Annotated in this window: 15 protein-coding genes and 1 tRNA gene; 6 read left to right on the forward strand and 10 right to left on the reverse strand. The window is 72.6% G+C overall.

From position 1 onward, the window contains the following. Positions 1 to 70 precede the first annotated feature (70 nt). Positions 71 to 2,521 carry a PEP/pyruvate-binding domain-containing protein gene (locus ACVWWH_RS15475; protein ID WP_457317161.1) on the forward strand — a complete coding sequence of 817 codons (2,451 nt, stop codon included), beginning with the start codon at positions 71 to 73 and terminating at the stop codon, positions 2,519 to 2,521. A 177-nt stretch (positions 2,522 to 2,698) separates the two neighbouring features. On the opposite strand, the gene ACVWWH_RS15480 is transcribed toward ACVWWH_RS15475, so the two are convergent. Then, complete coding sequence (locus ACVWWH_RS15480) at positions 2,699 to 5,377, reverse strand: ATP-dependent Clp protease ATP-binding subunit (RefSeq protein ID WP_457317162.1); 2,679 nt, start codon at positions 5,375 to 5,377, stop codon at positions 2,699 to 2,701. A 155-nt stretch (positions 5,378 to 5,532) separates the two neighbouring features. Here ACVWWH_RS15480 and poxB point away from each other — a divergent pair, with 155 nt between their 5' ends. Continuing rightward, positions 5,533 to 7,257 (forward strand): ubiquinone-dependent pyruvate dehydrogenase, encoded by a 1,725-nt coding sequence (gene poxB, locus ACVWWH_RS15485; RefSeq protein ID WP_457317163.1) that lies wholly within the window; start codon positions 5,533 to 5,535, stop codon positions 7,255 to 7,257. A gap of 19 nt (positions 7,258 to 7,276) precedes the next feature. Here the strand turns inward: poxB and ACVWWH_RS15490 are convergent, their stop codons facing one another. Further along, entirely contained in the window at positions 7,277 to 7,618 is a 342-nt protein-coding gene (locus ACVWWH_RS15490) for a winged helix-turn-helix transcriptional regulator (RefSeq protein ID WP_457317186.1), read from the reverse strand. Between the two features lie 108 nt (positions 7,619 to 7,726). On the opposite strand from ACVWWH_RS15490, the gene ACVWWH_RS15495 reads away from it, so the two are divergent. Beyond that, entirely contained in the window at positions 7,727 to 8,335 is a 609-nt protein-coding gene (locus tag ACVWWH_RS15495) for an NAD(P)-dependent oxidoreductase (protein ID WP_066495176.1), read from the forward strand. Between the two features lie 93 nt (positions 8,336 to 8,428). On the opposite strand, the gene ACVWWH_RS15500 is transcribed toward ACVWWH_RS15495, so the two are convergent. The 3 genes from ACVWWH_RS15500 to ACVWWH_RS15510 form a co-directional block, all read right to left on the reverse strand. Next, the gene (locus ACVWWH_RS15500; RefSeq protein WP_457317164.1) at positions 8,429 to 9,649 is read right to left on the reverse strand and encodes a globin domain-containing protein; all 1,221 of its coding nucleotides are present in this window, start codon (positions 9,647 to 9,649) and stop codon (positions 8,429 to 8,431) included. Positions 9,650 to 9,846: 197 nt separating this feature from the next. Beyond that, a complete protein-coding gene (locus ACVWWH_RS15505) occupies positions 9,847 to 10,299 on the reverse strand; it encodes an RrF2 family transcriptional regulator (RefSeq protein ID WP_447421029.1) in 453 nt (150 codons plus the stop codon). Positions 10,300 to 10,309: 10 nt separating this feature from the next. Further along, positions 10,310 to 11,245 (reverse strand): LysR substrate-binding domain-containing protein, encoded by a 936-nt coding sequence (locus ACVWWH_RS15510; protein WP_457317165.1) that lies wholly within the window; start codon positions 11,243 to 11,245, stop codon positions 10,310 to 10,312. 72 nt (positions 11,246 to 11,317) lie between these two features. On the opposite strand from ACVWWH_RS15510, the gene ACVWWH_RS15515 reads away from it, so the two are divergent. Continuing rightward, entirely contained in the window at positions 11,318 to 12,244 is a 927-nt protein-coding gene (locus ACVWWH_RS15515) for an EamA family transporter (protein WP_457317166.1), read from the forward strand. A 45-nt stretch (positions 12,245 to 12,289) separates the two neighbouring features. On the opposite strand, the gene ACVWWH_RS15520 is transcribed toward ACVWWH_RS15515, so the two are convergent. The 3 genes from ACVWWH_RS15520 to ACVWWH_RS15530 form a co-directional block, all read right to left on the reverse strand. Continuing rightward, the gene (locus ACVWWH_RS15520) at positions 12,290 to 12,730 is read right to left on the reverse strand and encodes a hypothetical protein (protein WP_066495185.1); all 441 of its coding nucleotides are present in this window, start codon (positions 12,728 to 12,730) and stop codon (positions 12,290 to 12,292) included. 3 nt (positions 12,731 to 12,733) lie between these two features. After that, positions 12,734 to 14,197 carry a phosphomannomutase/phosphoglucomutase gene (locus tag ACVWWH_RS15525; protein ID WP_457317167.1) on the reverse strand — a complete coding sequence of 488 codons (1,464 nt, stop codon included), beginning with the start codon at positions 14,195 to 14,197 and terminating at the stop codon, positions 12,734 to 12,736. A gap of 129 nt (positions 14,198 to 14,326) precedes the next feature. Then, the gene (locus ACVWWH_RS15530) at positions 14,327 to 16,033 is read right to left on the reverse strand and encodes a thiamine pyrophosphate-dependent enzyme (RefSeq protein WP_066495187.1); all 1,707 of its coding nucleotides are present in this window, start codon (positions 16,031 to 16,033) and stop codon (positions 14,327 to 14,329) included. A gap of 100 nt (positions 16,034 to 16,133) precedes the next feature. On the opposite strand from ACVWWH_RS15530, the gene ACVWWH_RS15535 reads away from it, so the two are divergent. Next, a complete protein-coding gene (locus tag ACVWWH_RS15535) occupies positions 16,134 to 18,347 on the forward strand; it encodes a RecQ family ATP-dependent DNA helicase (protein ID WP_457317168.1) in 2,214 nt (737 codons plus the stop codon). Between the two features lie 107 nt (positions 18,348 to 18,454). After that, a complete protein-coding gene (locus tag ACVWWH_RS15540; RefSeq protein ID WP_457317169.1) occupies positions 18,455 to 19,432 on the forward strand; it encodes a hypothetical protein in 978 nt (325 codons plus the stop codon). A gap of 88 nt (positions 19,433 to 19,520) precedes the next feature. Here the strand turns inward: ACVWWH_RS15540 and ACVWWH_RS15545 are convergent. Together ACVWWH_RS15545 and ACVWWH_RS15550 are read right to left on the reverse strand one after the other, a co-directional pair. Beyond that, a tRNA-Ser gene (locus ACVWWH_RS15545) sits at positions 19,521 to 19,609 on the reverse strand. 188 nt (positions 19,610 to 19,797) lie between these two features. Next, positions 19,798 to 21,969: a prolyl oligopeptidase family serine peptidase gene (locus tag ACVWWH_RS15550; RefSeq protein ID WP_457317170.1), complete on the reverse strand. Its 2,172-nt coding sequence runs from the start codon at positions 21,967 to 21,969 to the stop codon at positions 19,798 to 19,800.

The raw sequence follows: 21,969 nt of genomic DNA on the forward strand, positions 1-21,969 counted from the left end.
TGGAGGTCACCCGATGTGACTTCCAGGAGGTGACCTCCAGATTCGAGGCGGGCGGCGGTAGCGTGGGGTGATGGACGACGGCGCCACCCCACCTCGTGTCCTCCCGCTCGCCGCAGTGGGTGCGGGCGACCTGCCCGCCGTGGGCGGCAAGGGCGCGAACCTCGGGGAGCTGATGGCCGCCGGGCTCCCGGTCCCGCCCGGCTTCGTCGTGACGACGGCGGCGTACCGCGCCCACGCCGCAGCCGCCGGACTCGACCCCGAGGCGGCCGCGGAAGACCCCGCCCGCGCAAGGGACCTCCTGACCAGCACGCCCCTGGCCCCCGCGGCGCGGCACGAGATCGCCGCGGCCCTGGCGGACCTCGGCCCCGACGGGATGCGCGTGGCGGTCCGGTCCAGTGCGACCGCCGAGGACCTGCCCGGCGCCGCGTTCGCCGGGCAGCAGGACACCTTCTTGGACATCCTCGGCACCGATGCCGTGCTCGACGCCGTGCGCCGCTGCTGGGCCTCCCTCTGGACCGACCGTGCGGTCGACTACCGGAGGCGCCAGGGGATCGACCCGCACGAGGTCGCGATCGCCGTCGTGATCCAGCGGATGGTCCCCGCGGAGGCGGCGGGGGTGCTGTTCACGGCCAACCCGCTCACGGGCCGCCGCGACGAGCTGGTCGTCGACGCGGCTCCGGGGCTCGGGGAGGCCGTCGTCTCGGGCGAGGTCACGCCCGAGCGGCTCGTCCTCGGGCGCGACGGCGCCGTCCGCTCCGTGGTACCGCGATCCGAGGGCGCGCCCCGCGTCCTCTCCGACACCGCCGCGTCGCAGCTGGCCGCGCTCGCGGTCCGGGCCGAACGGCATTTCAGCGGACTGGCGGGGGAGGAGGCGCCGCAGGACATCGAGTGGGCGCTCGCGGACGGACGCATCAGCCTCGTCCAGGCCCGCCCCATGACGGCCCTTCCGCCGGCGCCGCCGGAACTCGGCCGGATCCAGCGCACGGTGGGGCCGTTCTTCCTCGAGATGTTCGCGGTCCGCCCGCACCCCTTGGACGTCACGGGGTGGCTCGCCCGCGGCGTGCTGCCGATGCTGCACCTCATGGCCGGCAGCGTCGGGGTCCGCTTCCCGCCCCTCGACCAGGTGATCCACGAGCGCGACGGCGTTCCCCTCCAGCTCGTCCCGCCGCGGCCCAGGCCGAGCCTGCTCATGGTCGGGGCACCGCTGTCCGTGGCCCGGCGGATGCGCCGCTACGACGTGCGCCGGTGGACCGCCGACCCGCTGATGGCCGAGTTCGATGCCGCCATCGCCGCCCTCGAGGCCGAGGACCCCGCTGCGCTGCCCTGGCCGGACCTCGTGCGGCGGGTGGACCGCTGCAACGCCGCGCTCGAGCCGGTTGCCAGGATCCGGGTGCAGTACCTGCCCTCGGCGTTCGTCCCCTTCGCCCCGCTGCGGCTCCTGCTCGCCGCGGTCGGGCTCGGCCGGCTCGCGTCGCCGCTCGTGGCGGGCGAGCGGACCCGAACGCGGGACGGCAACGACGCGCTCGAGGTGCTTGCCGGCGTCGTCCGCACCGATCCCGAGCTGGCCAGCGCGGCGGCCGCGCTCGACCCGGCCGGGTTCCTGCGCAGCGTGCGGGAGCGCCCCGAGTTCGCGGGCTTCGCGGCGGAGCTGGAGGCGTTCCTGACCGAGTATGGGCACCGCGAGTCCGTCAGCGTGCTCCTGGCGACCGCGCCCACGTGGCGCGACGATCCCACCCCGGTCGCCGCCATCCTGATGTCCCTCGCTGCGGCACCGCCCGGCGGCCCACGGCCGGACCGGTCCGCCGAGGCCCTCGCAGAGCTCCTCGCGCACCCGCTCCTGCGCCCGCGGCGCGCGGCGGCGGCTGCCCGCGCGGTGGTCGCGGCCTGCCGCCGCGGGCTCGCGTTCCGCGAGGACACGCACTTCCAGGCCTGCCGGGTGCTGCCGCCGCTGCGCCACACGTTCCTCGAGCTGGGCCGCCGCCTCGCGGAGGTCGGCGCGCTGGCTGCCCCCGAGGACGTGTTCGACCTCCGCTTCGACGAGCTGGCCGCCCTCGCCGACCCGGTGGTGATGGACGACGGCGAGGCCGCCCGGGTGCGCGGCCTCGCCGCCCGCAGGGCGCGGCTCAGGCGAGAGTACGCGGGCGTCCCGATGCTCGACCCGGGACTGTTCGCCCGCGCCCGCACCGGCGCGGACGGCGGCGGCGCACTGCTCACCGGGACGCCCGCGAGCGGCGGCGTCGCGGAGGGGCCGGTGCGGGTCGTGTCCGGGCCCGAGGGCTTCGCGTCGCTGCGGGCGGGGGAGGTGCTGGTGTGCCCCAACACGAACCCGTCGTGGACGCCGCTGTTCGCCCGGGCCGCCGCGGTGGTCGTGGACACCGGCGGCCTGGGGTCCCATGCGGCGATCGTCGCGCGGGAATACGGGGTGCCGGCGGTCATGGCGACCGGCGACGGCACCTCCGTGCTGCGGGACGGGCAGCGGGTCAGGGTGGACGGGAGCCGCGGCCGCGTCGATCCCGCCTGACCCCCAGACACGTCTGAAGGTCACCTCCTGTGGGTCAAAGTCAGGACAATGGCCTTCAGGAGGTGACCTTCAGAGCGGCGCACCCACAGGAGGTGACCTTCAGGAGGTGACCTTCAGAGCGGCGCACCCACGGGAGGTGACTCACAGGAGGTGACCTTCAGGAGGTGACTCCCAGAATCAGGCGGCGGCGGCCGCCTCGGGGACGTCCGCGCGGACGGCCAGAACGCTGTCGGCCAGCACGGAGTCGTCGTGCGCGTCCGCGCCCTCCGGAACCGAGACCCCCACCGTGACCCGGCCGCCCTCGGCGACCGCCCCGGTGACGAGCAGGTCGGCGACCCGGTCCTCGAGCTCGCGCTGGATCACGCGGCGCAGCGGGCGGGCGCCGAACTCGGGCTCGTAGCCGCGGTCGGCGATCCAGTCCACCGCGTCCTCGTCCACGGCCAGGGCGATGCCCTGCGCCGCGAGGCGGGCCTCGGTGCCCCGCAGCTGCAGCCGCACGATCTCGTGGAGCTGCTCGCGGGTGAGCTTGCGGAACAGCACGATCTCGTCGATGCGGTTGAGGAACTCGGGCCGCATCGTCTCGCGCAGCCGGCCCATGATCCGGGCCCGCAGCTCGGTCTCGGAGGGCCCGCCCTCGGCGCCGCCGGCCGCGAAGCCCAGCGCCGCGCCGCGGGTCGCGAGGAACTCCGAGCCGAGGTTGCTGGTCATGATCACCACCGTGTTGCGGAAGTCCACGGTGTGGCCCTGGCCGTCGGTGAGCCGCCCGTCGTCGAGCACCTGCAGGAGCAGGTTGAACACGTCGGGGTGGGCCTTCTCGACCTCGTCCAGGAGCACCACCGAGTACGGGTGCCGGCGCACGCGCTCGGTCAGCTGGCCGGCCTCGGAGTAGCCGACGTACCCCGGAGGGGCGCCGACGAGCCGCGAGACCGTGTGGCGCTCGCCGAACTCGCTCATGTCGAAGCGCACCATCGCGGACTCGTCGCCGAACAGCGAGGCCGCGAGCGTCTTCGCGAGCTCGGTCTTGCCCACGCCGGTCGGGCCGAGGAACAGGAAGCTGCCCACCGGCCGGTTGGCGTCGCCGAGCCCGGTGCGGTTGCGCCGCACGGACTTGGCGATCACGGAGACCGCGTCCTCCTGCCCGATCACGCGCTCGTGGAGCTCGTCCTCGAGGCGCGCGAGCCGCTCCCGCTCGCCCTCGGTGAGGCGCGCGGCGGGGATGCCGGTGGCGCGGGCCACCACCGCGGCGATGTCCGCTTCGCGCACGACGGCGTCAGGCTGGCCTGCGGCCGCGGCGTCGCCCTCGGCGGGGGCTGCGGCAGGACGGGGAGCGCCCGTGGCCTCCGCCTCGATGGTCGCCGTGATGGCGTCGATCTCGTCCCGGAGCCGGGAGGCCTCCTCGTAGGCCTCACGCGCGATGGCGGCCTCCTTCTGCTCGGTCAGCTCGGCGACCCGGGCCCCGAGGGCCTCGAGGTCCACGCGCGGGCCGTGCGCCAGGCTCAGCCGGGCGCCGGCCTGGTCGATGAGGTCGATCGCCTTGTCCGGCAGGTACCGGTCCGTGATGTAGCGGTGCGAGAGCTCGACCGCGGCGCGGATCGCGTCCTGGGCGTAGGTGACGCCGTGGTGCTCCTCGTAGCGGTCCTTGAGCCCCTCGAGGATCGCGACGGCGTCCTCCACGCTCGGCTCGCCGACCGTGACGGGCTGGAACCGCCGCTCGAGGGCGGGGTCCTTCTCGATCTTGCGGTACTCGTCGAGGGTCGTGGCGCCCACGAGGTGCAGCTCGCCGCGGGCGAGCCGGGGCTTGAGGATGTTCCCGGCGTCCATGCCGCCCTCGCCGCCGCCCCCGGCACCGACCACGGTGTGGATCTCGTCGACGAACGCGATGATGTTCCCATCCTCGGCGATCTCGTCCATGGTCTTAGTCAGGCGCTCCTCGAAGTCGCCGCGGTAGCGGGTGCCGGCGAGCATCGCGGGCAGGTCGAGGGAGATGACCGTGGTGCCGGCGATCTGCGCCGGGACGTCCCCGGCCGCGACGGCCTGGGCCAGGCCCTCGACGATCGCGGTCTTGCCCACGCCGGCCTCGCCGATGAGCACGGGGTTGTTCTTGGTCCGGCGCGCCAGGATCTCGATCGCCTGCTCGATCTCGTCGGCGCGGCCGATCACCGGGTCCAGCCGGCCCTCGCGGGCGAGGGCCGTGAGGTCCGTGCCGAACTGCTCGAGCATCGAGCCCTTCGCGCGCCGGCCCTTCTGGGCTGCCGTGGCACGCAGGGGGCGCTTGGCCGCGCGCGGCGAGCGGCCGGCGTCGTCCGCGGAATCCTCGGCGGCGGGCGAGGACTCGCCGTCCTGCAGCGACCGCGGGGTGACCCCGGCGGCGGCGAGGATCTGGCCCGAGGCTGCATCGGAGTTGAGCACGAGCGCGAGGAAGAGGTGCTCGGGATCGATGTAGGTCGAGCCGACAGAGCGGGCCACCTTGTAGGCGTCGAGGAAGGCGTGCTGGGCGCTCGTGGTGAGCGAGGGCATGCCGTCGGCCTCGTCCCGCTCACCGCCCACCGCGCCGGGCAGCCGGTCCTCGGCGGAGGCAGCGATCTCGGCCGGGTCTGCCCCGGCATGCGCGATCATCGCACCGACCTGCTCCGTCTCGGTCAGGGCGCGCAGCAGGTGCAGGGCGTCCACTTCGCGGTGGCCGTGCTCCTGGGCGTAGCGGCCGGCGGCGTTGAGGACCGTCTGGGTCCCGCGGCTCACGAGCCTCGTCATGTCGATGGGGCGTCCAGGCCGGCGAGCGCCCTGGCCCTGCAGGTAGCGGGCGAGGAACTCGTCGAAGGAGCCATTGCCGGCGGCGGGGCCGAAGAAGAGTGGCATCAGTTGTCCTCCGAGGGAGATCGTGTCGTGGCGTTGGAGTCGGTCGGGCTACAACGGTAGAAGTTGAGTGACTTACGCTCAAGTTCAACGCTGTGGCCAACGAGATATTCCCGAGGGGTATCCGCGATCTGCGCCACGCCGCTAGGTTGAGGACCATGACGACCATCGCGCAGAACATCGTCGAGACCCTCGCAGCCAACGGCGTCCGCCGTGTCTACGGCCTCCCGGGCGACTCGCTCAACGGCTTCACCGATGCGCTCCGGGCCACTCCGAGCATCGAGTGGGTCCACGTGCGGCACGAGGAGGCCGGGGCGTTCGCCGCGGCGGCCGAGGCCGCGCTCACGGGGGAGATCGCCGTCTGCGCAGGGTCCGCGGGCCCCGGCAACCTGCACCTCATCAACGGCCTCTACGACGCCAACCGTTCCCGGGTGCCCGTGCTCGCGATCGCCGCCCACATCCCGAGCACCGAGATCGGCTCGAACTACTTCCAGGAGACGCACCCGCAGGAGGTCTTCCGCGAGTGCAGCGTCTACGCCGAGCAGGTCACCGACGCCGCGCAGATGCCGCGCATCCTCGAGATCGCCATGCGCACCGCGGTCGAGAAGCGCGGCGTCGCGGTGGTGGTCCTGTCCGGCGACGTGGGTCTGACCTCCACGAACTCGGACCGGGTCACGGTGGTGCGCCGGGCCCGGCCCCGGGTGGTGCCCAACGACGCCGAGCTCCGCGAAGCGGCCGGGATCCTCAACGCCGCCGGCAAGGTCACGATCCTCGCTGGTGCCGGCGTCGAGGGGGCCCACGACGAGGTCGTGGCGCTCGCGGACGCGCTCGCCGCGCCGATCGTCCACGCAATGCGCGGCAAGGAGTTCATCGAGTACGACAACCCCTTCGATGTCGGCATGACCGGCCTGCTGGGCTTCTCCTCGGGCTACCGGGCCATGGAGGACTGCGACGCCCTCCTCATGCTCGGCACGGACTTCCCGTACCAGCAGTTCTTCCCGTCCAAGGCCAAGATCATCCAGGTCGACCTGCGCGGCGAGCAGCTCGGCCGGCGCGTGCCCCTGGACCTCGGCCTCGTCGGGGACGTGCGCGACACCGCGGCGGCGCTGCTTCCCCTCGTGCCGCGCAAGAAGCGCCGCACGCACCTCGAGTCCTCGCTCAAGCACTACGCGAAGGCCCGCTCCAAGCTCGACGACCTCGCGACCCCGACCAAGAAGGGGCAGCCGCTGCACCCGCAGTTCGTCACCCGGACCCTCGACCGGCTCGCGGCCGAGGACGCCGTCTTCACCGCCGATGTGGGCACCCCGGTGATCTGGGCGGCCCGCTACCTGACGATGAACGGCCGACGCCGGCTGGTCGGCTCGTTCACGCACGGCTCCATGGCGAACGCCCTGCCGCACGCGATGGGCGCCCAGGCGGCGTTCCCGGGCAGGCAGGTCGTCGCGCTCGCGGGCGACGGCGGGCTCTCGATGCTCCTGGGCGAACTCCTGACGCTTCAGCAGAACCGGCTGCCGGTGAAGCTCGTGGTGTTCAACAACGCGTCGCTGAACTTCATCGAGCTCGAGATGAAGTCCGTGGGGTTCGTGAACTTCGGCACGGGCCTGGACAACCCGAACTTCGCGGCGGTCGCCGAGGCGATGGGCATCAAGGGGGTACGGGTCAACGGCTCCTCCGAGCTCGAGGCGGGGCTCGCGGAGGCCCTCGCCCACGACGGGCCCGCGCTCGTGGACGTGGCGACCATGCGCGAGGAGCTCGCGATGCCGCCGACCATCACCGCGCAGCAGGCCGGCGGCTTCACGCTGTACGCCCTCAGGACCGTGCTCTCCGGCCGGGGGGACGAGGTGCTCGACCTCGCGAAGGCCAACTGGCGGCGGGTCTTCTAGGAGCCGGCGTGCCCGGGGGTCAGCCCGCCGCGTCGAAGGCCTCGCGGGCCTCCAGGATCGTGGCGGCGTGGCTCTCGGCCCACGCGCGCACCGCCTCGAGCGGCGCCAGCAGGCTGCGCCCCAGGGGTGTGAGCGTGTACTCGACGCGCACGGGGACCTCGGCGAAGACGGCACGCGAGACGAGGCCGTCCCGCTCGAGGGTGCGGAGGGTCTGCGTGAGCACCTTCGGCGTCACGCCGCCGATATCGGCCCGCACCTCGGAGAACCGCCGCGGACCGTCTTTGAGCGACTGGAACACGAGCGGCGTCCACTTGTCCCCGATCCGCTGGAGGACCACCCGGGAGGGGCAGTCGGGATCCATGACGTCGAAGGGGATAGTTTCCACCAGGTAACTATAGAACGTTGAAGTAGCTGGTATCAAATAGATACTGTTGACTCCGTTCACGACATCGAGCACCGAGGAGCCCTCATGAAGATCGCCGTCTACGGAGCCACCGGAATGGTGGGCAGCCAGATCGTCGCCGAGGCCGTGCGCCGCGGCCACGAGGTGACCGCCATCAGCCGCAAGGGTGTCCCGGTGGAGGGGGCCGCCGTCGTGCGCGCCGCCGAACTGGCTGACACGGAGGCCTTCCGCGAGATCGCTGCGGCGAACGACGCCGTGGTGCTGGCGACGGCGCCGGACCGCACCGGCGGCCCGCGCGAGCCCTACGTCGAGGCGCACCGCGCGATCGCGGCGGTCCCGACCGACACCCGGCTCTACCTGGTGGGCGGCTTCGGCGGCCTCGCGACGCCGGACGGCACCCGCATCAAGGACACCCCGGGCTTCCCGGCCGAGTACAAGGGCGAGTCGGACGCGGCGTTCGCCGCCTACGAGGCCCTGCGCGACGCCGGCGCAGACCTCACCGTCCAGGCGCCCGCGGCGGTCATCGCGCCGGGCGAGCGCACCGGCAGGTACGTCACCGCGGTCGGGGTGCCGGCCGCGGGCGAGTCCATCTCGTCGCAGGACTTCGCCGTCGCGGCGCTCGACGAGCTCGAGCAGCCGCAGTTCCGCGGGACGTTCTTCACCGCCTCCAACTGACGTCCCGCCTGCGCGCGCGCGTCGAGCCGCCACCCTGATGCCTTCCAGAGCGCAGGGTGGCGGCTCGACGCCGTCTGAGGGCCCTCCTCGGGGTCAGTTCGCCGAGGCGAGCCAGAGGTCGGGGCCGAAGACCTCGTAGTGGATCTTCGTGGCGGGGATGCCCTTGGCGATCGCCTGCGAGCGGACCTTCTGCATGAACGGCAGCGGGCCGCACAGGTACACGCTGGCGTCCTCGGGCAGGTCGATCTCGGCGAGGTTCATGAAGCCCTCGTGCGTGTCGAGGCGCGCGGACCCGCCACCGGCCGTCGCGCCGACCCCGGTCAGCTCGGGCTGGGCCTGCTCGAGCCAGACCGCCAGGCGCGCCCCGTCGATCCTCTCGACGTCCTGGAGCATCTGGTCGGAGAGGGCCCAGGTGTCGAGGCTGCGGTCGGCGTGGAGGGCGAGGACCTCGCGGCCCGAGCCGTGCGTGGCCAGGGCGCGCAGGATCGAGGCGGCCGGGGTGCAGCCGATGCCGGCCGTCGCGAGGATGAGGGGACCGTCGCCGTCGTCCAGGGTCACGTCGCCGTACGGGTTGGAGAGCTCGACGACGTCGCCCACCTGGATCTTCTCGTGCATGACCGGCGAGACCTCGCCGCCGTCGTTGAACTTGGTGGTGATGACGCGGCGCTCGGTCGACTCGGCGTCGGCGGAGAGCGTGTACTGGCGCGCCTGGAGGAGTCCGTCCGCGACCGGGATGCGCACCGAGACGAACTGGCCGGGCTGGCCCGGGGTGGCGGGGGTGTCGTCCGCGGGCTCGAACACGAACGTCATCGTGGTGGGGCTCGCGGGAACCTTCTCGACGACCCGCCACGGCATCCACATCTTGGTGTTCGCCTGCTGCGCGTAGAGGCCCTTCTCGATCTTGACGAGGGCGTCCGCCATGAGCCAGTAGACCTCGGTCCACGCGGCCGCGACCTCGTCGGTGACCGCCTCGCCGAGGTCCTCGGCGATGGCCTCGAACAGGTACTTGTAGACGATCTGGTACTGGTCCTCGGTGATGCCGAGGGAAGTGTGCTTGTGGGCGATCCGGCTCAGGACCGCCTCGGGGAGGGTGTCCGGGTTGTTGAGGAGGTGGCTCGCGAACGCGGCGATGGCCCCTGCGAGGGCCTGGCGCTGGGTGCCGTTGGCCTGGTTGGCCCGGGAGAACGTCCCGTTGAGGAGCTCGGGGTGCGCCGCGAACATCTTCTGGTAGAACAGCGGCGTGATCTCGCCGATGCGGCTGCCGACGAGGGGGAGGGTGGCTTCGATGACGGGGCGCGCGGTATCCGAGAGCATTGCGACTCCTCAAGCTGGGGACTGGTCCCCGCGAAGGGGACTTGGTTATTCCGCATCTTCGATGCTGAATTAATCCCAGTTTTCTACGTCGCGTAGAAGATGGCAATTCGGGTCCATGTGGGGGTGGTCACACCGCCGTCGCAGGGGCGTGGTCCGAGGGGGATGCCGGCCCGAGGAGGGCTTCGGCTCGCGGGCGCTCAGGCGGCGGGCGGCCGCAGCCCGATCTGCATGAGCACGGGAGCCATCTGGCGCTCGTGCGGCAGGGAGGCGACCACAACGGCGTCGAGCTCGCGGTAGAAGGCCTCGCGGGCGCGGCGGAGGGCACCGCGGAGCCCGCACTGGAAGTTCAGGGGGCAGGTCCCGTTGGCGGTCTCGCAGTCGGCGAGGTCCGCCCGGGTGTCGAGGTCGCGCAGCACGCTGCCCACGGTGGCGGAGCGCCCCTTCGCGCTGAGCTGGACGCCGCCCGCACGCCCGCGGGTCGACTCGAGGTAGCCGAGCTCGCGGAGCCGGAGGACGGCCTTGCTCACGTGGTTGTAGGGAGTTCCGACTCCCTCGGCGATGGTGCGCGTGGCGAGCGGGACGCCCGAGTCATTGGCTGCCAGGAGCATGAGGGCGCGCAGGCTCACATCCTCGAAGGCCGTCATGCGCATGGGGAGTATTCTACTCGCCGGTTTCACCTGGCGCCGAGCCCGTCGCGTCGGCGCCGGCGGCCGCCTCGTGCAGCAGCCGCACGAGCAGCTGAACGCCGGGACTCGCGGCCATGGTGCGCCGATACGCCGCGGAGATCACACGGCGGGGCCGTTCGCCTGCCACGGGCCGTGCCACGACGGTGCTCGGGAGCGGCGGCCGGCCGAGCCTCGGCACCAGGGCCAGTGCCGCGCCGTCGCCGGCGAGGGCCACGTGGGTGGCGAAGTCGGGATCGGTGAAGGCGACGCGCGGCACCGCCCCCTCGGCCTGGAAGAGGCGCATGAGGGCCTCATGGCAGATCGCGTCCTTCGGGGTGGCGCACCAGGTCTCGTCGAGCAGCTCGCGGCGGTCGAGAGCGAGCCGGCCGGCAAGCCGGTGGTCGCGGGGGAGCACCACGTCGGCCTCGTCCTCGCACAGCTGCTCGACGGCCACATGCGCCGGGACCTCCAGGGGGACCGAGTTCCAGTTGTGCACGACCGCGACGTCCGCGTCCCCGTGCGCCACGAGGGCGACGGCGTCGACCGGATCGACGCTCGTGACCTCGAGGCGGGCCTGGGGGGCCTCCTGGGCGAGCCTGCGAGCGACGTGTCCGAACAGCGCGCGGGTCGCCGTCGAGAACGAGGCGACCGAGAGCGTGCCCTGCGGCGCGTCCCCGGCCGTGAGCATCGCCTCGACGCGCTCGAGATCGGCCAGCAGCCGGGACCCGTGCTCCACGAGGGTCCGTCCGCGCTCCGTGAGCAGGACGCCCCGGCCCTGCCGCTCGAGGAGGGCCGCCCGCGACTGGCGCTCGAGCTTCTTGATCTGCTGCGACACCGCGCTCGGGCTGAAGCCGAGCGCGTCTGCGGCGGCAACGACCGAGCCGTGCCGCTCGACAGCCGCGAGCGACCGGAGGGCCTGAAGGTCAATCATGAAGAAATCGTAGATGGTGGCGGACACGAATCAACGCTGGTGCTGCATTGTCTCGGCCCGGATGATGGAGGGGTGAAGCCCCGCCATGCTGCCCTCGCCGTCCTCGTCGCCGTCCTCTGGGGACTCAACTTCATCGCGATCGAGCTGGGCCTGCGGGACATCCCGCCGCTCGCGTTCGTGGCGCTGCGGTTCGCCCTGGTGGCGTTCCCCGCCGTGTTCTTCGTGAAGAAGCCCGATCTCCCCTGGCGCGTGGTCGTCGGGGTCGGGGTCTTCATGAGCGCCGGGCAGTTTGGCCTCGTCTACCTGGCCATGCACCTCGGGATGCCTGCCGGACTCGCCCCGCTCGTGCTCCAGAGCCAGATGCTCTTCACCATCCTCCTCGCCGCGGCGGTGCTCCGGGAGCGGCCGACGGCGGCGCAGCTCGCCGGGGTGGGGGCCGGCGTCGTGGGCCTCGGCCTCGTCGCGGCCGGGCGCGGGGCCGTCGCGCCCCTCGGCCCGATGCTGCTGGTGGTCCTCGCCGGCCTCTCCTGGGGGATCGGCAACACGATCTCCCGGGCGGCCAAGGGCACCTCCGGGCTCGGGCTCGTCGTCTGGTCGGCGCTCGTGGTGCCCGTGCCGATGCTCGCGCTCTCCGCCCTCGTGGACGGCCCGGGGGCGCTGCTCGGTGCGCTCGGCCACCTCACGCTGCCGGTGTGGCTGAGCACGCTCTTCACCGTGGTCCTCGCCTCGCTGGTCGGGTACTCGGCATGGAACACGCTGCTCGGGACCTACCCGGCCGCGGCCGTGGTCCCGTACACGCTGCTCGTGCCGCCCGTCGGGATGGTCGGGGCCTGGCTGGCCTTCGGCGAGGTGCCCGAGCCGCTCGAGCTCGTGGGCGGCGCCGTCCTGCTGGCCGGCGTGGCCACGGCCGTTCTCCGTCGCCGCACCACCGGTCCGTCCGGGGGCCGCCGCCCGGACGCCGCGCGGAACGGCGCCCCGGAGGCGACTCTCAGGAGCTGACGTTCAGGAGGTGACTTTCAGGAGGTGACTTTCAGGAGGTGACTTTCAGAAGACGGTGGCCTCGTGGCCGTCCGGCTCGAGCGCGCCGAAGGCATAGCCCTCGGCGGTGAGCTCGTAGGGGACGACGGCGGCCATCACCCCGCCGCCGCGGTGCTCGGCGGCGCCGTGGATGCCGTCAGAGCCGCCGGGGCCGTGCTCGGGCAGGTGCACGTCCGAAGCGAACGCCACGGCCTGGCAGCCCTCGCGGCCCTGCCGCAGGAGCTCGACGACATCCGCCATCATGGCCTCGGCATCGTAGTCGCCGTCCCCTCCGGCCTCAGGGGGAGTGACCATGACGAGCCGCAGCTCGCCCTCGAAATCCAGGGTCACACCGAAGGGCAGGAAGCCGCCGTTCTGCTCGAGGTGCTCCTGGGCCAGGCCCAGCGCGGTCCCGAGCACCTCGCGCAGCTGGGCCTGCTGGGTCTCGAGCGGGATCTCCTCGGCCATGCGTCAGGCCCGCACGATCGCGAGGACGGTGTCCTGGATCGACTCGAGGGTCTCGCGGTCCTTGGCCTCGCCGTTGAAGCGCAGGAATGGCTCGGTGTTGGACGGGCGGAGGTTGAACCACCACGAGCCGTCCGCGGCCGAGAACGTGGTGCCGTCGAGCTCGTCGATCGCGACGTCGTCGCCCTCGTACTCCTCGCGCACGCGGGCCACCGCGGCGTCCTTGTCCTCGATCTCGGAGTTGATCTCGCCCGAGGCCACGTAGGGCTCGTACTCGGCCGCGAGCTCGGACAGCGGGCCGTCCTGCTCGCCGAGGGCCGCGAGGACGTGCATCGCGGCGAGCATCCCCGTGTCGGCGTTCCAGAAGTCGCGGAAGTAGTAGTGCGCCGAGTGCTCCCCGCCGAACACCGCGGACTCCTCGGCCATGACGGCCTTGATGAACGAGTGCCCCACGCGCGTGCGCACCGGCCGGCCGCCGTCGTGCTGGACGAGCTCGGGGACCGCGCGCGAGGTGATCAGATTGTGGATGATGACCGGCTCGGCCTCGCCGGCCGCCTTCGCCCGGGCGATCTCGCGGCGCGCCACGAGCCCCGTGATGGCCGAGGGGGATACGGGCTCCCCCAGCTCGTCGATGACGAAGCAGCGGTCCGCGTCGCCGTCGAACGCGAGCCCGAGGTCGGCGCCGTGCTCGACCACGGCCTTCTGCAGATCGCGCAGGTTCTCCGGCTCGAGCGGATTGGCCGGGTGGTTCGGGAACGTCCCGTCCAGCTCGAAGTACAGGGGCACGATCTGCAGCGGCAGGGCGGCCAGGAGCTGGTCGCCGAGGACGGCGGGCGTGGTCATGCCCGCCATGCCGTTGCCGGCGTCCACGACCACCTTGAGCGGCCGAATGCCGCTCAGGTCCACGAGGCCGCGCAGGTACCCGGCGTAGTCGGCCAGGATGTCCCGCTGGGTCACGGACCCCGGCTCCGCCACGGGAGGCACGGCAGGCGCGCCGTCCTGCCCGGCGGCGAGGTAGGCCTCGGCCGCGGCCTGGACCTCCTTCAGCCCCGTCTCGGAGGAGACGGGCTGGGCGCCGGCCTTGGCCATCTTGATCCCGTTGTACTGGGCCGGGTTGTGGCTGGCCGTGAAGGTCGCGCCGGCGGCGTCAAGGGCGCCGCACGCGTAGTAGAGCTCGTCGGTCGAGATGAGGCCCAGGGTCACGACGTTGCCGCCGCGGGCGGCGGCCCCCTTCGCGAACGCCGCGATGAACTCGGGCGAGGACGGGCGCATGTCGCCCCCCACGAGCACCGTCTTGCCCGCGAGGCCGAGCACGTCCACGAACCCCGCGCCGACGGCCTCCACCACGTGCGCGTCGATGGTCTCGCCCACGATCCCCCGCACGTCGTAGGCCTTGAACGAGGCCGAGAGGTCGATGGAGGGCCGGGCGCTGCCGGGCAGGCTGGATGCGGCGTTCACGTTGCTGGTCACGGGCTTGATTCTACTGGCGGCCTCCGACACTGCGGGGGCGCGCCGCGGAGCAGGCCAGAAAGCACGACGGCGCGTTCCCCGCCCGAGCGGGGAACGCGCCGTCGTGCGTCTGGGGGTCCGCCTCTGGACTCAGTAGGCCTTGACGCGCTGCTCGACGATGAGGTGGATGAGGGCGAAGGTGCCCTCCTCGTCGATCGCGCGCAGGGCGTTCTCGAGGGCCGCCGGGACGTCGGCGTCCTTCTCGACGCGGACACCGAAGCCGCCGAAGGCCTGGGCCATGAGGGCGAAGTCCGGGTTCTTCAGCTGCGTGCCGGAGATGCGGTGGGGGTAGTGCCGCTCCTGGTGGGAGCGGATGGTGCCGTACTCCTGGTTGTCCATGACCACCACGAGCGGGGTCGCGCCGTACTGGGCGGCGGTCGCGAGCTCCTGGCCGTTCATGAGGAACTCGCCGTCGCCGGCGATCGTGACCACGCGGCGGCCGGGGTGCGCGAGCGAGGCGGCGATGGCCGAGGGCACGGAGTAGCCCATGGAGCCGTTGCGGGCGCTGATCATGGACGCGTAGCGCTGGGTCGGGAAGTAGCGGTGGGCCCAGTTGGTGTGCTCGCCGGCGCCGAGGGTGACCACGGCGTCCTCGGGCAGGGAACGGACGAGGTGGGCCATGAGCGTGTCCATGCGCGCGGGCCCGTCCGTCGGCGTGGCCGGCGGGAGGGCGGCGAACTTCTCCTGCTCGCCGCGCATGCGCTCGGTCCAGGCCTTCCACTGCTCGCGGGCGGGCAGGTTCATCAGGACGAGGTCGCGCACGAACGAGTCGGGCTTGGCCACGATCTGGTAGGAGACCGGGCCGGAGCGCCCGCGCAGGGACGGGTCGATCGTGACGAGGAAGTTCTTCTTCGCCCAGTCCTGGCGCACGAGGAAGCCGTCCGTGATGACGTCCCCGGGGACGGTGCCGACGAAGACGAGGAGGTCCGTCTCCTCGAGGAGGTTGTAGGTCGGCTTGGGGCGTCCGTAGCCGATCGGGCCCACGTAGGAGGGCGAGTCGAACGGGATGGTGCCCTCGCAGCGCCATTCGGCGGCGGCGGGGATGCTGTGGTCCTCGAGCCAGTTGGTCAGGGCAGTGGCGCCCTCCTGGGTCCAGTCGTTGCCGCCGACCACGAACAGCGGCTTCTCCGCCTGGGACAGGGCGGCCTTGAGCGCCTTCCAGTCGGTGACCGTCATGCCGCCCTCGGCGACCGGGATGACCGGGTGGATCGTCGCGTCGATCTCCTGCTGGATGATGTCCTCGGGCAGGCCCACGACGACGGGACCGGGGCGGCCGCTCATCGCGGCGAACATGGCCTCGGCGACGATCTCGGAGGCGCGCTCGGGGTGGTCGAGGACCATGACGCGCTTGGCGCCGGTGTCGAACCAGGACTTGATGTCGAACTCCTGGAACGCCTCGCGGTCGCGGTGGGCGAACGGGATGAGGCCCACGAACAGGACCATCGGGGTGGAGTCCTGCCACGCCGTGTGCAGCCCCACATGGGCGTTCGCGGCGCCGGGGCCGCGGGTGACCATGGCCACGCCGGGAAGCTGGTTCATCTTGCCGTCGGCCTCGGCCATGTAGGCCGCGCCGCCCTCGTGGCGGCACACGATCGTCTCGATGTCGGCTCCGTGCAGCCCGTCGAGCACATCCAGGAACGACTCGCCCGGGACGACGTACGTGCGCTTGACGCCGTGCGCTGCGAGGGAGTCGACGATCACGTGGCCCGCGGACTTGCGCGCGGGCGCGGAGGGTGCGGACTGGCCGGACTCGGCCGGGTGGAGGGCATCAGAAAGGGGCGGCACCGTTGCCGTCATGTCACGTTCCTTCTCGTTGGCACTGAGATGCCCTTACGGTATCGGGCCTCTGGGCCCCCTGGGCCATGAAGTGTCGGAGGTCACGGCCATACTGGAAGGCATGGCAGGCAGCGCGCGTGAAAGTGTCCATTCAGCGGAAAGTGTGACGGACCGTGACGTTCCGTCCGGGGACGCGGGGGGCGGCCGGCCGCTGCGGGCGGAGGCGCTCGCCGTGCTGCGCAACCTCGTGGGCACCGACGCGGCGGACTTCCACCCGGGCCAGTTCGAGGCGATCGAGGCCCTCGTGGCCCACCGCCGCCGTGCCCTCGTGGTGCAGCGCACGGGCTGGGGCAAATCGGCCGTGTACTTCGTCGCGTCCCTGCTCCTGCGCGCCCGCGGCGCCGGGCCGACGCTCATCGTCTCCCCGCTCCTGGCCCTCATGCGGGACCAGGTGGCCGCGGCGGCACGGGCGGGAGTGCGCGCCGTCGCCATCAACTCCGCCAACCGCCTCGAGTGGGACGAGGTCCACGCGGCACTCGAGGCTGATGCGGCCGACGTGGTCCTCATCTCGCCCGAGCGGCTCACCAACCCGTCCTTCCGCGAGCAGCACCTGCCCGAGCTGATGGCGCGGACGGGCCTGCTCGTGGTGGACGAGGCGCACTGCATCTCGGACTGGGGGCACGACTTCCGCCCGGACTACCGCCGCATCGCGGCCCTCATCGACGAGCTGCCCGGCTCCGTGCCGGTCCTGGCCACGACGGCCACCGCCAACGCCCGCGTGGTGCACGACATCGAGGAGCAGCTCGGCTCCGACGTCCTCACGCTCCGCGGGCCGCTGGGGCGGGAGTCCCTGCGGCTCGGCGTCCTGGCGCTGCCCGACGCCGGCCACCGCCTCGCGTGGCTCCTGGCCCACCTCGAGGGCCTGCCGGGCAGCGGGATCATCTACACGCTCACCGTCTCCGCCGCGGAGGACACGGCCCGCATCCTCTCGGAGGCTGGGCACCGGGTCCTGGCCTACACCGGCAAGACGGACACCGAGGACCGCGAGCGGGCCGAGCAGCTGCTCAAGGACAACGAGGTCAAGGCCCTCGTGGCCACAAGCGCACTCGGGATGGGCTTCGACAAGCCGGACCTCGGATTCGTCGTCCACCTGGGGGCGCCGTCGAGCCCCGTCGCCTACTACCAGCAGGTGGGCCGCGCCGGCCGAGGCGCCGCGAACGCGGACGTCCTCCTCCTGCCCGGCCCGGAGGACCGCGACATCTGGCGCTACTTCGCGACCGCGTCGATGCCGGACCAGGAGAAGGCCCAGGCCGTCATCGCCGTGCTGGCCGAGGCCGGCCGGGCCCTCTCGACGGTGGCCCTCGAATCCGCGGTCGAGCTGCGCCGCACCCAGCTCGAGCTGCTGCTGAAGGTCCTCGCCGTGGACGGCGCCGTCGAGCGCGTCGGCGGCGGATGGCAGGCAACGGGCCTGCCGTGGGAGTACGACGCCGAGCGGTACGCGCGCATCGCCGAGGCCCGGGTCGCGGAGCAGGACTCGATGGTGGTCTACGAGCAGACCGCCGGCTGCCGCATGGAGTACCTCACGAGCGTGCTCGACGACGACACCGCGGCGCCCTGCGGCCGGTGCGACACCTGCGCCGGGCGCTGGTTCCCGGACGACGTCGACCCCTCCCTCCTCGAGCGCGCCGGAACCCAGCTGCGCCATGCGGGCATCCCGATCGAGCCCCGCGCGCAGTGGCCCTCGGGCATGGACAAGCTCGGCGTGGCGGTCAAGGGCAGGATCCCGGCGGGGGAGCAGCTCACCGAGGGACGGGCCCTCGCCCGCCTCACGGACCTCGGCTACGGGGGCCCGCTCAGGGAGCTCTTCGCCGCGGGGGCGGCGGACGTCGAGGTCCCGCCGGCGCTGGCCCGCGCGTGCGTCGAGCTACTCGCGGCGTGGGCGCGCGGCGAGTCCGCGGCGGGAGCGTGGAGCGGGGCAGGTCGGCCGGCCGCCGTGGTGAGCGTGCCCTCGGCGACGCGTCCGCGGCTCGTCGACTCGCTCGCGCGGGGGATCGCCCAGGTGGGGCGCCTGCCCTACCTGGGCGCGCTCGAGCGCACGGACGCTGCGCGGGCTGGTCAGGGCGGGGGCAACAGCGCCTTCCGTCTCGCCGGGGTCTGGGAAGCGTTCGACGTCGGGCCAGCCCTGCGTGGGGAACTCGCACGGGTGGCCGGCCAGCCCGTGCTCCTCATCGACGATCTGGTGGACAGCCGCTGGACGGTCACGGTGGCCGGTCGCCTGCTGCGCCAGCACGGGGTCGGCGCCGTGCTGCCCCTCGCGCTCGCCCAGGCGGGGTAGTCCATGGCCAATGTGACACGCCCCACGTCACAGGATGGTCACGGATTGATCACGGTTCGGTAGGGTAGATCCAAGAGAACATCTGTGACGTAGACGAAAGGGCCCTCGTGAGCCACCCGGCCCCGCCGATCGCCCGGCGTCTGGCCTGCCTTGCCGTGCTTCTGGGCGCCCTCGCCATCCTGCTGCCCGCGGCCCTGGCCCCGGGCGCCTCTGCGGCGGACGGCCGGGTGCCTGCTTCGCCGACCATCACCGACCCGAGCCCGTCCCCTTCGGTCACTCCCGCGAATCCCACTCCCGCGCCCCCTTCTGCCCAGGTGGCCCTGACGCGCGCGGCCTGCGACTCCGTGCACCTCACGGCGCGGACGGATTCCACCGCGCCCCTGACGTACCGCGTGGCCGACGAGGCGGGCAATGTGGTGGCCACGGGCACCTTTTCCGGATCCGTGGACCGGATCCTCTCCCTCTCGACGGGCCACGACTACACCGCGACAGTGACAGGGGCGGGCACCGGTCCGCTCGCCACGTCCTCGCCGGCCAGTCTGCGCGACGCCTGCCCGGTCTCCATCACCGCGGACGCCCCCGGCTTCGATGACCCGTGCGGCACCCAGGCGGACGCGGTCGTGGCGCCCACGATCATCGGGGTGGACTACCGCGTGGGTGGCACCGTTCTCGCGCCCGGGGCCAATGCTGCAGTAGGAATGGTGACGGTGGAGGCGGTCGCCCGGCCCGGGTACGTCCTCAAGGGGACCTCGCAGTGGACCCACACCTTCTCCGCCACGCCTTGCGCAGGATCCGCCGAGGCGCCCACGGCGCCGCAGGAAGATGCCCCCGCCGCTGTGCAGCCTCCTGCCGCCCCGCCTGCCGCACCTGCTCCCGGCACCTCCGCGGCGGCGGGGCCGTCCGCTGGCCTGCCCGCCCAGCCGACCTCCGCCCCGACGCCCGGACTCGACGACTCGGCCACACGCTCGGCCGCCCAACCCGCCATGCAGGCATCGGTGGGCGGACCCGGACCCCTCGAATGGAGCATCATGATCGCGATCGCTCTGGCCGGCGGCATCGCCTTCTGGCTCAAGACGCGCCACTGACGGCCCAGAGGCCCCGCCTGCCCAGCGCGCTCGGAGAATGCGCAAAAGACCCCCGGTTCCATGAACCGGGGGTCTTTCCTTCACACGGCGGAGACGGGGGGATTTGAACCCCCGGTCCAAGTTTCCCCGGACCCTTCATTAGCAGTGAAGTCCATTCGGCCGCTCTGGCACGTCTCCTTGCTGTCGCCAGCCTGACAAGCGTACCCAACCCGGGGGGCGAGAGCAAAAACCCCTCGCCCACCCCGCGTCTGGTAGCCACCTCTTGGAGGTCACCTCGTGCGACCCGCAGGAGGTGCCTCTCAGGAGCTGACTCTCAGGAGGTGCCTCCCAGGAGCTACCCCTCAGGAGGTGACCCCCAGAAGGGGTCAGCGCAGCGTCCCGGTCAGCGCCCGCCACAGGAACGCCTGGCTGCGGGCCTGCAGCGCCGCGGCCTGCCGGTTGTCGGAGGCGCCGGCATGGCCGCCCTCGAGGGCCTCGTGGAACCACACGTTCGGGATGCCCATGGCCTCCATGCGCGCGGCCATCTTGCGGGCCTGCACCGGCCCCACGCGGTCGTCCGAGGTCGCCGTCCAGATGAAGGTGTCCGGGTAGTCCACGCCGTCCCGCAGGAGGTGGTAGGGGGAGAACGTCCGGATGGACTCCCACTCGTCGGGGTCGTCCGGGTCCCCGTACTCGGCGATCCACGAGTAGCCGGCGGAGAGCTTCGTGTACCGGCGCATGTCCAGCAGCGGGACTCCGCACGAGATCGCCCCGAAGAGCTGGGGGTAGCCCACGAGCATGTTCCCCACGAGCAGGCCCCCGTTGGAGCCGCCCGCACAGCCCAGATGCGCGGGAGAGGTGACCCCGCGCCGGATGAGGTCCTGCGCCACCGCCGCGAAGTCCTCGTACGCGCGGTGCCGGTTCTCCTTGAGCGCGGCCCGGTGCCACGCCGGCCCGTACTCACCGCCGCCGCGGATGTTCGCCACGACGTACACCCCGCCCTTCTCGAGCCACGCGCGCCCCACGGTGCCCGAGTAGGCGGGGGTGCGGGAGATCTCGAACCCGCCGTACCCGGAGAGCTGGGTCGGCGCCGTCCCGTCGAGCCTGAGCCCTCGGGGCCCGACCTGGAAGTACGGGACCTGGGTGCCGTCCGCCGAGACGGCGAAGTGCTGCTCGACCTCGAACCGCGACTCGTCGAAGAACGACGGCGCCCGCTTCACCTCCGCGTGCTCCCCGCCGAGGGTGCCGCGCAACAGCGTGGTCGGGGTCAGGAAGCCGGTGGCCACAAGCCAGTAGTCGTCCCCGGCCTCGGGGTCCTCGTCGTCCACCGCGTACGACTCGACGAGGTGCAGCGGCGGGCACGCGTCGAGCACCCGCGGCGACCACGCGGCGTCGTCCGCGGATTCCGCAGCGGCGGTCCCGTCGCCGGCCGCCGCCCGCGCGGGCGGGGTGAGGACGCGGATCTCGGAGGAGACGTCGCGGAGGAGGTTGAGCAGCAGGTGGCCCTTGGTCCACGACCAGGACTGCAGCGAGGTGTGGGCGTCGGGGGCGAACAGGACAGTGGTCTCCCGCGAGCCGGCCATGAACGCCTCGAAGTCGGCAGCGAGCAGCGAGCCGCCGGGGTAGGTGCGCCCTTCCAGGTCCCAGTCCCGCTGGGGCCGGAACAGGATCCACTCCCGGTGCAGGTCCACGTCCACGTCGGTGGGCACGGGAATCTCGTGCCACGCGTCGTCCCACCAGATCGAGTGCGTCACGTCGAAGAAGCTGATGCGGTCGCTCGCGATGAGACGCTCGAAGCCCGGGGTGTCGTCGAACCCGGCCCCGGCCATCATGTGGTCGGCGAGAACCTCGAAGATCACCTCGGCGTCGGCCAGGTCGATGCCGCGGGGCAGCCTCCGCACGATCCGCGGGTAGGAGGACGTGGTGACCGCGTCCTCGCCGAGCGTCGAGGAGACCAGGAGCGTGTCCGCGTCCAGCCAGTCCACGCCGCCCTTCGCGGCGGGGAGGGCGAAGCCGCCCTCGGATGGGTCGATGAACGCCCGGTCCTCGACGTCGTACTCCCGCACGGCCGCCGCGTCGCCGCCGTCCGGGGAGAGCCGGAGCATGCAGCGCCGCCAGGAGACGCCGTCGGCCGGGCGCAGGAAGTTCGCCCCGCCCCACACCCATTCGACCCCGTCCGCGGCAGCGAGCGCATCGACGTCGAGCACGGTCTCCCACTCCGGCGCCTGGGTCAGGTAGGACTCCCAGCGCGCGCGGCGCCACAGGCCCTTGGGGTGCTCGGCGTCGCGCCAGAAGTTGTAGTACCAGTCCCCGCGCTTGGCGACCATCGGGATGCGGTCGGTCGAATCCATCACCTCGAGGATCCGGGCCTCGAGCTCGGGGTAGTCGCCGGTCTCGAGCACCTCCTCCGTGCGGGCGTTCTGCTCCCGCACCCAGGCGAGCTGGTCCTCGCCGTGGATGTCCTCGAGCCACAGGTTCTCGTCGACGGGCTGGTCCGCGGGGGCCGCGGCCGGGGGAAGGGTGGCGGTGTCTGCGGACACTGGCGGCTGGGCAGTCAT

It is taken from the genome of Sinomonas sp. RB5 (assembly GCF_054063535.1).